The organism is Alcaligenes faecalis, assembly GCF_005311025.1.
Taxonomy (GTDB): Bacteria; Pseudomonadota; Gammaproteobacteria; order Burkholderiales; family Burkholderiaceae_B; genus Alcaligenes; species Alcaligenes phenolicus.
The window spans coordinates 1,140,729-1,153,065 of record NZ_CP031747.1 but is presented as its reverse complement, the minus strand read 5'-3'; the positions used below and the strand labels follow the sequence as shown (position 1 = coordinate 1,153,065).

The following is a 12,337-nucleotide window of genomic DNA, read 5'->3' as shown; positions in this document are numbered from 1 at the left end:
AGGTCCACCTAGGCTCTATACGAATTGTCTTATGACAGGGCTGTCGCACGCCGTTACATTGAAATGGCTTCATCTAATAATTAATCCACTCTGGAGACATTTCATGGGTACGAACGCGACCACCGCACCCGTCGACGAACGATTACCGAACGGCAGGCTGGCTGCACTGGGCTTGCAGCACGTTCTGGTAATGTACGCCGGTGCCGTCGCGGTTCCACTAATTGTGGGCCGGGCATTAAACCTGACGTCTGAAGAAGTATCAATCCTGATTGCTGCTGACCTGTTTGTCTGCGGCATCGTGTCCATCATCCAATCGATGGGCTTTACGCAGTATTTTGGTATCAAGCTGCCCGTCATGATGGGCGTGACCTTCGCCGCTGTCGGCCCCATGGTCTCCATGGCACAGGCCAACCCCGGCCAGGAAGGAGCCCAGTTACTCTTTGGCACGGTCATCGGGGCGGGGATCATCACCATGATCATCGCCCCTGCCGTCAGCCGCATGCTGCGCTTTTTCCCGCCTGTGGTCACCGGCACCATTATTGCCATGATCGGCATTACGCTGATGCGAGTGGGGATCAACTGGATTTTCGGTAACCCTGTTGGCCCTACCGCCCCCACAGTCATCAACCCCGACCACCTGGCCTGGATTCAGCACGCACAATCGGCCGCAGCCATGCCCGGCTCGGCCTTGCCCCCACCTCCAGAAGGTCTGGCCTTGAAAGCAACGGTACCGAACCCGCGCTACGCCAACCTGACTGGCCTGGGCATTGCCGCCATCGTGCTGACCTCGATCCTGCTGATCGCCAAATTTGCCAAAGGCTTTCTGGCTAACGTGGCCGTCTTGCTGGGTATTGTTATTGGCGCCATTGTGGCCTCGGCCATGGGCATCATGACCTACGAGAAAGTCGCCAATGCAGCTTGGGTTGATCTGGTTCTGCCCTTCCACTTCGGGATGCCCAAGTTCAATATCCTGCACATTGCGACCATGACACTGGTCATGATTGTGGTGCTGATTGAGTCTACCGGCATGTTCCTGGCTCTTAGCGACATGACAGGCAAGAAAGTGGATCAGAAAGATCTGGCACGCGGCCTGCGCACCGACGGTCTGGGCACCTTGCTGGGCGGCATTTTCAACACCTTCCCCTACTCCAGCTTCTCGCAAAACGTGGGCCTGGTTGCCGTGACAGGCGTGCGCAGCCGCTTTGTCTGCGTGGCCGGGGGTGTGATTTTGATCATTCTGGGCCTGCTGCCCAAAATGGCTGCCCTGGTTGAGTCCCTGCCCACAGTGGTGCTGGGCGGCGCCGGGATTGTGATGTTCGGTATGGTGACGGCCACCGGTATTCGCATCCTGTCCAACGTGGATTACAAAACCAACCGCAACAACTCCATGATCGTGGCCATCTCCATTGGCGTCGGCATGATTCCGCTGGTTGCGCCCAACTACATGCAGTGGATGCCTCACGCCATTCACCCGCTGATCGAATCGGGCATCTTGCTGACCTCGATTGCTGCCGTTCTGCTTAACTTGTTCTTTAATGGTGCTAAAGAAGATACGCATGCAGCGGTAGAAGCAGCCAAGCACGCGGAAGCCTAAAACGCTTGCTCAGCTTGTCTTGAAACCGGCCTGTCCATGAATGGGACAGGCCGGTTTTTTATCGTCCGGCTTCTGCCATCAGGAGGCAAAGCGCCGCGCACCGGCTACGCATAAGGCAGCGCCTAAAGTCACCCAGATCATGCTGGCATTGACGGACTCACCCAGCAAGGCGGCAGCCAATCCCAGGCCCATAAAAGGCTGCAACAACTGCAGTTGCCCCACTGCGGCAATCCCGCCCTGCGCCAACCCCCGATACCAGAACACAAACCCCAGGAACATGCTGAACACTGACACATAGCCGAAACCTAACCAAGCTGCTGTATTCACATTGCTGAATGTTTGCGGCCAGAACCACAGCATCATGACGAACATGAAAGGCGAGGAGAGCACCAGGGCCCAGCAAATAACTTGCCAGCCACCCAAACGACGCGACAGACGTCCACCTTCGGCATAACCCAAGCCACACACCACCACGGCGGCCAGCATATACAGGTCCCCTTGCCAGGCCGCATCCAGACCTTCTCGCGCGGCATAGGCCATCACCAGCAAGCAGCCTAAAACAGAGCACAGCCAGAACACGGGCTTATGCCGCTCTCCGGCAAAGACCACCCCGAAGAGGGCTGTGCACAAAGGCAGCAAGGCGACATACACAATAGAATGCGCCGAAGTGATGTACTGCAAGGCCAGCGCCGTCAACAAGGGGAATCCCAGCACGACACCAAAACCGACCACGGCCAGGGGTAACAAGTCTGATCGCTTTGGCCGTGCCACACGCCCGATCAGCAACCAGACAGCTGCCAACAAGGCAGCGACTACCGCTCGCGCGCCAGTCAGAAAAAAAGGATCCATGCCCAGCACAGCAACACGTGTAGCCGGCAGAGATCCGGCAAAGATTGCTACGCCTATAAAGCCATTTAGCCAGCTGACTGCCTTGCTATCCATCATTCACTCTCCAACAAAGATGCTTGTCAGTACAACACAGCTATGCCAGCATACACAGGCACAGTCCAGTACAGTTTTAAAAAACTGTACTGCTTACCAGACCCGTACACCGTGCCCGAGCCCGCCCCATGTCTGCTTTGACCCGTATCGACCACATCATGCAATCCGTACGTGAACGCATCGCGGCACGGACCTACCCGCCCGGCACCCGCCTGCCATCCGTACGCGCACAAGCAAAATCGGCGGGCGTGTCGGTGTCCACGATTGTCGAAGCCTATGGCAGGCTGGCCGCCGAAGGTCTGATCGAGGCTCGCGCAGGTTCCGGCTTTTATGTGACGGCTCCTTTGGCTCCACTCAGCTTGGCCGCCCTGGAACCAGCTCTGGAAAAGGATATCGATCCTTTATGGATCTCGCGCCAATCTCTGGAAGCCGAGGCCGATGTCCTGATGCCCGGCTGCGGGTGGCTGCCCTCGGATTGGATGTATGACCAAGGAGTGCGCCGCGGTTTACGTAAGGCCGCCCGTAGCCCCAGCGCGGACTTGACGGACTACGGCTCGCCTCTGGGCCTGGAGCCCTTGCGACAAATGCTGGCCCGTCGTCTCGTGCAGTCCGAAATAGATGCTGCCCCGCATCACATCATGCTGACCGACTCGGGCACTCAAGCTATTGACCTGCTTTGTCGCTTCTTTCTGGAGCCAGGCGATACGGTCCTGGTGGACGACCCCTGCTACTTCAATTTCCATGCGCTGCTGCGAGCGCATCGGGCCAAAATCGCCAGCGTGCCCTATACCCATCAGGGCCCTGATCTGGCGGCCTTTGAGGCTGCCCTTAAAGAACACAAACCCCGCCTGTACATCACCAATTCAGGCATACACAATCCAACCGGCGCACGTCTTTCGGCCATGACGGCCCATAGCGTGCTGGCCATGGCGCAACGTGCCGACCTCTACATTATTGAGGACGATATTTTCGGAGATCTGGAGACCCGACCCGCTACCCGACTGGCGGCACTGGATGGGCTGTCCCGCGTAGTACAGATAGGCAGTTTTTCCAAAACACTGTCGGCCGCCTTGCGCTGCGGTTATATCGCAGCCCAGACTCCATGGATCGAGAGCCTGGTCGACTTGCGTACCGCCACCAGTTTCAGCAGCAACCGCCTGGCCTCGCATATTCTGAACAGCGCGCTTGGCGACAGCGGCTATCGCAAACATCTGGAACGAGTTCGATACCGGCTCTCCAAAGCCATGGATCACGCCGTGACACAGCTGCAGCAACTTGGCCTGACGCCATGGCTGCGCCCCCGCGAGGGCATGTTTCTCTGGGTGCGCCTGCCCGCCGGGCATGATGCCCTGACGTTGACACGCGCCTGTCTACCCCATGGCATCGTGCTGGCCCCTGGCCCTGTTTTCAGCCAAGCTCCTGATGCTGCCCAGTTTCTGCGCTTCAACGTCGCTCAATGCGGGGACAAACGCGTCTTCAACGTCCTGAAACGGGCTTTGAACAACGAGCTGTCTGTTTAAAGCATCAAGGGATTTCAGACCTTCCACTTGAACGTCCCGCATCGGTGTCCTGGTCGCGGCCAGAGGATTACAATCGGCTCTGTTATGCGGCCCATGCGGACCGCCGCCACCAATCTGACTCCCATGTCCCCCAAAGACTTACGCGATTTATTCCTGCTGGCCGCCATCTGGGGCGGCTCGTTTTTATTTACGCTGCAAGCGGTCCCCGACTTTGGCCCCTTTCCCCTGACCGCCATACGGGTCGGTGTCAGCGCCCTGGCCTTGATGAGCTACATCACCGCCACGGGACGCTTGCCCATCTTTCTGGCGAACTGGAAACCCATCTTTGCGCTGGGCATTCTAAATGCCGCCGTGCCCTTCTCCTTATACGCCTTCGCAGCCTTGCGACTGGAGTCGGGCTTGCTGGCCGTCTTGAATGCCATGGCTCCCTTGTTCGGCGCACTGGTGGCACGAGTCTGGTTGAAAGAGCGCCTGACACCCAGCCGCATTCTGGGCCTGTGTCTGGGCTTCCTGGGCATTCTGATTCTGGTGTACGACAAGCTCAGCTTCAATAAAGGCGCCGAAGGCTGGGCTGTGCTGGCATCTTTGCTGGCCACAGTGTTTTACGGTATTGCCGCCAACTTTACCGCCCGCTATCTGCGCGGCGTGCAGCCACAGGCAGTAGCAGCAGGCAGCATGGTCAGCGCAACATTGGTTCTATTGCCCGCAGCCATTTACTGGTGGCCCGCACAGTTTCCGGGCCTGCATGCCTGGGGGGCTGCGCTGTCCTTATCCCTGCTGTGCACGGCCGTCGCCTATCTGATTTTTTACCGCCTTCTGTCCAATGTCGGCCCCTCCAAAACCATTACGGTGACCTTTTTGGTGCCACCTTTTGGGGTGTTGTGGGGTGCCTTGTTGCTGGACGAGGCCCTGACCGCGCAGATGCTGATCGGTATGAGTACCGTTCTGTTCGGGACATTGCTGGCTACAGGGCTGATCGGCAAGCGCAAGACGACGTAAGTCAGCTACGCCGCCTTCAAGCGTCTTCGTTCTCGGTTCTCGGTTCTCGGTTCTCGGTTCTCGGTTCTCGGTTCTCGGTTCTCGGTTCTCGGTTCTCGCAGCCTATTTGAACTCGTGACTGACGCTGGCCGTCTTTCCTGAGCGCACTCGAATTGTTGTGCTGAACTCTGGCAATCCCGCATTCTTGACAACAATGCGGTGCGAGCCTGGAGCCAGTGACAAGGACTTCAAAGGCGGGCTGACACCTTGCTTTCGGCCATTCACATAGACCTCTCCCCAAGGCCGTATATCCAGGGCGATTGTGCCCTTGGCAGGTGGCGCAGGCTTGGCAGCGACAGGTTCCAGTTGTTCCACATGATCAACTTGCGCGGAAGGTGCTGAGGATTCGGCTTGCGTGCTTGTGGCAACTCCTGAAGCAGCGGACGTGTTAATCCCAGTAGCTCCCGTTGCTCCGGCACTTCCCGCGGCTCCGATGGTTTCACGAACACCCGGGCTTCCCGTTGCTGCGACTTCTCCTCCCGTAGCTCCAGAGGCGCCAGTTGTATCGGCTGTTCCGGCAGCATGATCGGCCAAAACCAGGCGAGCTGCATCATCCGATGTGTTTTGTGTTTGAACTGGCAAAGCAGGCTGCAAAGCTCCCGACTCGGCCAGCAGTTTCAACTCCGGTGTTGTCGCGGCTTGCGAGCCCGAAGCTTGGGCTAATTGCTGCCCTGCCACCGAGTCATTTTGTGCACCTGTCGACTGCGACCCAAGCTGATCTGATCCTGCCTCCAAAGGCTGCCCCGATTGAGGTGCAGACGCCCCCCCTGCCCCCAAAACAGCTACATCATTCGGCTTGGACTCCCCAGCCGCCACCAGCCCGCCCTGCAACTCCGACGTGATTGATCCCGGTCCCGGCCTTGATGTGGACTCCTCAGGCGTGGCGCCCACCACCGCCGGACGATTGGAATCAGACGCTGCAACAGCGGGCCCGGAAGTATCGCCATCACCGCTCCAATACGCCGCCCCCAGCCCTGCCAGAACGACTACTGCCAAACCCGCCAGCCACAATGGCAAGGAAGACCGGCGTTCAGGCGTAATCGGCAGCACAGTTTGCGCAGCGGGAGCATGTGCGGGCACAGGCTCTGGCACTTGCCCCAATCGTTCCAGCCTTCGGTAAGAAGCCATGGACTGAGGCCGCTGCACCCAGTCAAGGGCCAGGCCCTGCAACATGGCCTGCGTCGGACCGTCCGCGTCCTCGTCCATCACCACAGGATCTTTCAACTGCCGCCAAGGGGCGGCCATCAGAGGAAAGCCCGTTGTCAGTTGCCAGCGCAAGGCCGCATAAGCGTAGACATCCGTCCAGGGACCGGCAGGCCGCACAGGATCATCCACATATTGCTCGGGGGCCGCGCAAGGCTCATCAAAGGCCATACCCTGAGCACGCGCCTGTGCCAGACTGCGCTTGTGCATGTTCTGCTCCAGCGGCAATAACTGAACCAGACCTTCATCACTCAAAACCACCGTATCCAGCCCCAGCGCGCCATACCATTCCTGGCTCTCATGCAGCTCGGCCAGTTGCAAAGCCAATTGATCCAGAATCACCAGCCGTTGGTCCAGCAGCAAAGAGTCCAGAATCTGCCCCAAAGGGCGACCCTGGACATCCTTGGCAGAGTTTGTACGTTTCATGAGGGATCTCACCATGGTTGATAGGCGCGGTTTGCTGCATCTGCCGCTGTTGCTGACACGAACAAGCGCCGAAACAGGGCCAGACTTAGCTCGCCACTGTGCGTCACGCTGCGCCAGCTAGGATTGTTCATGCCCAGGCACCACCAGTAACTACGGTGGGAGCCGGGCTCCAGACAAGGCTGCAGGACAGCCCACGGGTCTTGTGGCACAGACGGCGCACGAGAGCCATACAAAACATCCAGAATGTCCTGCCCGGCATCACGCTGCTCGGACTGGGCGGCGGCACTCTCCGCCAGCAAACCGGCATAAGGCACGGCACTACACAAAGTCTGATCCAACTGGGTTGCCGCCCAGCAAAACCGCACCCCTTGCTGCAAGGACAGGCCCAATTGCTCAACCATATTGGCCAGTACAGGCAGACGGACACGCTGACATTGCTCGGCATTCAAAGGCACCAAAGCGCACACCAGATACTCGCGCCCAACCCGGTCCTGACTGGGCATGACCGCTCCTGCTTGCACGCCCCCTTGCGGCAAGGACATCAGAAATCCCCAGGCATGGACAGGCGAGCTGGGCATATTGGCTCCAGCCGTTTTGTGGGGCGAACGAATCTGGCTGACACCACTGCTGAACCAGCGCTCCCACGGCAACAAAATCGGCTCGGGCATACGTCTGCGCACAAAGTCCCCCATGGCCGGAATCTTGCCGTACCACATCACCTCCGGGCTGGAGTCGAAATCATCCTGGCGCATCTCAATGGCTCCCTGGGCAGCTAAACCCTCTCATCTCCGCCAAACGCCACGGATTCCTGGAGCTATTGGCCACCACATCCACCACAAACTGACGACTCCCCAAAGCAAAAGACAAGCGCTGTGCCCCAGCAGACGCACCCGATACAGGCTGTGCCTTGTCCAGCAATCGCAACAACGCCCAGGCACCTGTCGCCCTCATCCCTGACCCTTCGGATTGTGGCTGTGCCTCCAGACTGACCTGACGGCCCCCGCGCGGCCCCGGCCACTGCACGCCCATGGCGACCTGCGGGCCATGGGCATAACGCAGCACCTGACCATCCACATCCAGCAGCACTTGCGACAGTTCTGCATCCAGCTGAACCGGGGTGAACGCCATATCAATACGCGGTTGATTACTGCCTGCCGGGAAGAACACGTCCCGAATCACAGTCGCACGCTGAAACGCATCCAGATAACGGAAGTTGGCCGCCGCCTGCCCATCTATGCCCGGTTTGAAACGCCAGCGCCCACCTGACATATCCACCTGGTGCATCAGATGCTCTTGAAAAAAGGCATCCATCAAGCCACCCGGCGCAAACATGCGGGCAAAATCGTTAGGTGCGACATCCTGCCTGGATTGAGCGGCGAAGGGATAACGCCCCGCAATCGCACTACGGCAAAACTGACCGATAGTGGCGTTTACCAACTGCCCCAAACTGGCTTGAGTCCGCGACGCGATCTCGGCAGAAGCACCCACCGAAAACTGATCCAGCGCATCACGTAAAGGCCCAGGCAACCGACCTGCCTCTGCCTGCAACTTGGTCAAGACATTGGACTGCGGCGGTGTACCCGCGCTGCGCAGAGCAGCATCCGAGGAGGTCAAAAAAGCATAGAACTCATCCAGCAATTCCAGGGTGCCATCAATAGGCGCTGGTGCCCCGCCACTACTGGAAGCCAGGCGGTGATAAGGCTCGAAATGCTGATCCACGATGGCCTCTACCTGCTTGGCCTGAGGCTCATTACGACGACTCCCCTCCAACCCGACCGGGCCAAACATCTGCTCCAGCGCCTGCCGGGTATCGTCCAGCCGCACTTTGGCTTGTGCCCCCAAAGAGGCCCCCTGCTGCGCATCCTCTCGCAACAGACGAGTTTGCAAAGCCACCTGCTGGACCAACTGCTTCAAGGGAGAATCGGCCATGGACAGGGTGCGGGCCAGCTGAATGTTTTCCAGCAAGCTGCCGCCTTGCAACAGGCGCAAGTCAGCCAGATACTCATCCCACACACGCACATAATCCAGCAGATACAGACGACGCAGCTCCTGGCTTGCCGCACGACGCGCCGCCTCGGACTGTCCGGCTCCCGTATCCAGCCCCAGAATCCAGCGATCATCCTCACGCATCTGCTGCAGTTCGCTGTCGATACGTGGTTCAACCACGGTCCAGTAACCCTCGTAGGTGTACAGACCGTCTATCCCTTCGGTTAACGGCTTGCCGCTGTCGCGCTTGAATACAGAGGCCGCGTAGGGCCCGGCCATGCCTGAGACCGACATAGGTATCAAACCGGGCGTGGCCGCCAGAATACGGCGCATGCGGCTGTAAGTGCGCTGCTCCAGGCTGATACGCGCCAGACGTTCTCGGCTTTGCTCAATCAAGGCTTCATTGCGCGGGAAGGGATTCAAGAGCAAGCCCGCCTGTGTCACTGCACGGACATGGCTCTCCAGCCTGTCGTATTGCGACTGGGTAAAGCCTGCCGGCAAGTCCTGCTTCAAACTACCCAGCAACCAGGTCTGTAAATGGGCCGCGTCATAACGTCGCGTGTCGTACAACATCAGATAGGCGCGCAGGGCCTCGTAGCCGTACTCCAGATCCTGCGCCTGCTCGCTACGCAACACGGTTTCGATACGACGCGCCAGCAAGGGGGCCAGCAGTTTTTCTAAGGCGCGTTGATAAACGGTATCGGCGGCGGCCTTCATCTTGTCGCCCTGATACAGGCCCATGCGCCGCTCCAGACCGGGCGCATCCAAGGGAAACTGATCGCTTTGCGGTAGCAGCGACAACATATCCAGCAAAGGCAGCAAGCCGACCGCCGGTGTGGTATCCAGCACCTGTGTTTGGTCCGCCTGTTGCTGAGCCTGCGGAACACGTCCTTCAACCTGCTCCACATAGCTGCGGTTCAACAGAAAGCTGCGACTCCAGGCCAGCCCCAGTAGCAACACACCCACCGCCACCAGACCGTAGACCAGAAAATGACGCAAGCGCACGCGGCGCTCCCAGCGCTCGTCGCGGCCTGCAACACCGGCCTCCTGAAAGATCAGCTCTTTCAGCAGCTGGGTCAGAAAATAGCTGCGGCCCTGACCGGCCACCGGCTGCGCTTGATCCGCCTGCACATCCACTTCCAGATACTCGCGCATGGAGTCCCGCACCTGATCCAGACGCACACCTCCTTGCCGACCACTGGTGAAGTACACGCCGCGCAGCAACAGGGGTGCCTCGAAGCGGGACTGGCTAAACACCTGTTCCAGAAACTCCTCCAGCACCGGCCCCAGGCGAGCAAACTGTTGTGGCAGCAGATAGGCTTCGGCACGCACGCTTTCGTTGGGCTGCTCGGCCATCACGGCCGCCAGACCACGCTCCAGGCGTTGATGCAAGGCTTCGTACTCGCGCCCATAGGTATGCGACAAGGAAAATCCCGCTTCGCGCGAGCTTTCATAAGGCAAGGTGAAGCCCCAGACCTGCTCCAGCTCCTGACGATCACAATGGTCGAAATACTCCTGAAAGCCCTGGAGCAAATCCATTTTGGTGACCAGCACATAGATAGGAAACTGAATCCCCAAACGCTCGCGCAATTCGGCCAGGCGCTGGCGCAAGACCTGCGCATGATCGTGACGTTGCGCGGCCGTGCTGGACAACAAATCGGGCACGCTGATGGTCAACAAAGTGCCATTAATCGGCTGCCTGCGGCGATAGCGCTTGAGCAGGCCCAGGAAACCACGCCATTCCTGCTCATCCCCTACCGGATCACTTTCATGCGTGGTGTAGCGTCCTGCCGTATCCAGCAGGACGGCTTCGTCAGTAAACCACCAGTCGCAATTGCGCGTGCCCCCTACACCTCGCAGCGACGTTTTTCCGTAGCGCTCCGACAAGGGAAACTGCAAGCCGGAATTGACCAGCGCCGTGGTTTTGCCCGCTCCGGGTGCCCCGATAAAGACATACCAGGGCAATTGATACACGTACTGGCGCGACAGCAAGGAGCGCAAACGTCCGCCCATATGCGAACCAAAGCGAATCCGCTTGAGCAGTTCGATCGCCTCATCAAACTGGCTTTGCAAAGGATGCGGCGTAGCCGTATTGCTCGATGCTGATGCCTTCTGCGCCGGGCGGCTTAATTGGCCTAGCAACTGCGCGTTCAGGCGGCCTTCACGCCAGCTGCGCCACAACAAGCGCAGCAACCAGAACACCACCACCACAGCCATCGCAATCCAGCGCGACAGCTCGGTTTCCAATGGCCGGGTTTGGCCAATCGCCAACAAAGGCCCCAGCAACCAGATCAGCACCAGCAGGATCAGCACACCCACAAAGGTCCAGACGCTACGGCTAAAGACCAGACTCAAAAGACGTGTCATTGCCCGGCCTCCTTGCTCAAGGGCACGATCGTGATCTCCACCCGTCGGTTCTGTGCCCGACCTTGAGCGGTGCCATTGTCTGCCACAGGCGCAGCATCGGCCCGGCCTTGTGCGCGTACACGTTCCGGCTGACTCAAGCGCTCCTGCAAGACGGCTTTAACCGAATCCGCACGTGCCTGCGAAAGATGGAAATTGGAAGGAAAGCGCACGCTGCGTATGGGGACGTTATCGGTATAGCCATCCACCAGTACCAGGCCCGGTGCAGCTTCAACGGCATCCGCAATACGAGCAATGACAGGGAGCAGCGGCGCACGGATCTGGTCGGCTCCTGAGTCGAACAGACCGTCACCTCGCAAGATAATGACGCTGCGATCGGCCTGATCTCGGACGGTCAGCAGGCCCTCGGCCACCTCGGGGGCCAGCAGCTCTGCCAAGGCCAAGGGTGCCTGCGGCGCAACGCCATTGGACGGTGGTTGGCCCTGTGTCTGCAAGGCCGGCAGGCGCAAAGCCACAATGTCCTCGAAAGCCCGATCAGACTGCCGGTTCAGCAACAGACTGGCACCCAGGTACATCAATAAGCACAGCAGCAAGGCCACACAAACGGCCACCCAGATAGGCACAGGCAAAGGCTTGCCAACTTTCTGCGCCGGGTTGTCGCGCCAATGCGGGGACAGAGCGGCTGGCACCGTTTGCCCATACTGGCGCAAGCTCATGTACAGTCGTTGGCGCACGGTTTCCAGCTGGCTGGTGCCCTGCTCATGCACGCGATAGCGGCCTTGAAAACCCAAAGCCAGGCAAAAGTACATCAGCTCCAGCAACTGCAAATGCGCTGCCGGGCTTTGCATCAATTTATCCAAAAGCTGAAAGAACTTCTCCCCGCCCCAGGTTTCATTATGAAAAGTGACCAGCAAGGTGTGCGAGGACCAGACTCCGGCTTGCCCCCAAGGGGTTAGCGCGGCCGCCTCATCCAAGGTCGTGCACAGGCAATAACGAGCCGCCAAAATAGTTTCATTGGCCACGGGCACGGCCTGGGCGCGCAACTCAAATTGACGGATTTCAGCCACCAGCTTGGCACGCAGACCTGCCGGGTCTGCATGTCGGGCGCTGCGGCGTATATCGGACACCATCACCAGCAAAGGGTTGGCGGCCTCCAACAGGGGATTGGCCCCCTGCGCAACAAAACGCGGTGCATCCGCCCGCGATCGGCGCTCGTCCGGGACCGGGCCGTTACTCCAGGAAACTGTCTCATTCATAGCCATGC

8 protein-coding genes are annotated in these 12,337 nt (G+C 59.2%); 3 read left to right on the top strand and 5 right to left on the bottom strand.

Features of this window, described 5'->3' with window-relative positions:
• Positions 1–103: 103 nt before the first annotated feature.
• On the top strand, positions 104–1,594 hold the full coding sequence (locus D0C27_RS05330; protein WP_035270114.1) for a nucleobase:cation symporter-2 family protein: 1,491 nt from the start codon (positions 104–106) through the stop codon (positions 1,592–1,594).
• A 78-nt stretch (positions 1,595–1,672) separates the two neighbouring features.
• Here the strand turns inward: D0C27_RS05330 and D0C27_RS05325 are convergent, their stop codons facing one another.
• Complete coding sequence (locus D0C27_RS05325) at positions 1,673–2,536, bottom strand: DMT family transporter (RefSeq protein WP_083055064.1); 864 nt, start codon at positions 2,534–2,536, stop codon at positions 1,673–1,675.
• 128 nt (positions 2,537–2,664) lie between these two features.
• On the opposite strand from D0C27_RS05325, the gene D0C27_RS05320 reads away from it, so the two are divergent.
• Both D0C27_RS05320 and D0C27_RS05315 read left to right on the top strand, forming a co-directional pair.
• On the top strand, positions 2,665–4,056 hold the full coding sequence (locus tag D0C27_RS05320) for a PLP-dependent aminotransferase family protein (RefSeq protein ID WP_137430559.1): 1,392 nt from the start codon (positions 2,665–2,667) through the stop codon (positions 4,054–4,056).
• Positions 4,057–4,140: 84 nt separating this feature from the next.
• Positions 4,141–5,055: a DMT family transporter gene (locus D0C27_RS05315; protein WP_083054887.1), complete on the top strand. Its 915-nt coding sequence runs from the start codon at positions 4,141–4,143 to the stop codon at positions 5,053–5,055.
• Between the two features lie 102 nt (positions 5,056–5,157).
• Here D0C27_RS05315 and D0C27_RS05310 read toward each other — a convergent pair whose 3' ends face one another.
• From D0C27_RS05310 to D0C27_RS05295, 4 genes are read right to left on the bottom strand one after another with little or no spacing between them, the layout of a single operon-like run.
• Complete coding sequence (locus tag D0C27_RS05310; protein WP_137430558.1) at positions 5,158–6,723, bottom strand: PEGA domain-containing protein; 1,566 nt, start codon at positions 6,721–6,723, stop codon at positions 5,158–5,160.
• Between the two features lie 8 nt (positions 6,724–6,731).
• Complete coding sequence (tagF, locus tag D0C27_RS05305; protein ID WP_137430557.1) at positions 6,732–7,475, bottom strand: type VI secretion system-associated protein TagF; 744 nt, start codon at positions 7,473–7,475, stop codon at positions 6,732–6,734.
• 1 nt (position 7,476) lies between these two features.
• Positions 7,477–11,076: a type VI secretion system membrane subunit TssM gene (gene tssM, locus D0C27_RS05300; RefSeq protein ID WP_137430556.1), complete on the bottom strand. Its 3,600-nt coding sequence runs from the start codon at positions 11,074–11,076 to the stop codon at positions 7,477–7,479.
• On the bottom strand, positions 11,073–12,329 hold the full coding sequence (locus tag D0C27_RS05295; RefSeq protein ID WP_137430555.1) for a DotU family type VI secretion system protein: 1,257 nt from the start codon (positions 12,327–12,329) through the stop codon (positions 11,073–11,075). Before D0C27_RS05295 ends, tssM begins: the two co-directional genes overlap by 4 nt.
• Between the last annotated feature and the right edge of the window lie 8 nt (positions 12,330–12,337).

Excerpts from the sequence above, each read along its gene's own strand:
- D0C27_RS05325 (WP_083055064.1), bottom strand. The coding sequence starts at position 2,536 with ATGGATAGCAAGGCAGTCAGCTGGCTAAATGGCTTTATAGGCGTAGCA.
- D0C27_RS05320 (WP_137430559.1), top strand. The coding sequence starts at position 2,665 with ATGTCTGCTTTGACCCGTATCGACCACATCATGCAATCCGTACGTGAA.
- D0C27_RS05295 (WP_137430555.1), bottom strand. The coding sequence starts at position 12,329 with ATGAATGAGACAGTTTCCTGGAGTAACGGCCCGGTCCCGGACGAGCGC.
- D0C27_RS05330 (WP_035270114.1), top strand. The coding sequence starts at position 104 with ATGGGTACGAACGCGACCACCGCACCCGTCGACGAACGATTACCGAAC.
- tagF (WP_137430557.1), bottom strand. The coding sequence starts at position 7,475 with ATGCGCCAGGATGATTTCGACTCCAGCCCGGAGGTGATGTGGTACGGC.
- tssM (WP_137430556.1), bottom strand. The coding sequence starts at position 11,076 with ATGACACGTCTTTTGAGTCTGGTCTTTAGCCGTAGCGTCTGGACCTTT.
- D0C27_RS05310 (WP_137430558.1), bottom strand. The coding sequence starts at position 6,723 with ATGAAACGTACAAACTCTGCCAAGGATGTCCAGGGTCGCCCTTTGGGG.
- D0C27_RS05315 (WP_083054887.1), top strand. The coding sequence starts at position 4,141 with ATGCGGCCCATGCGGACCGCCGCCACCAATCTGACTCCCATGTCCCCC.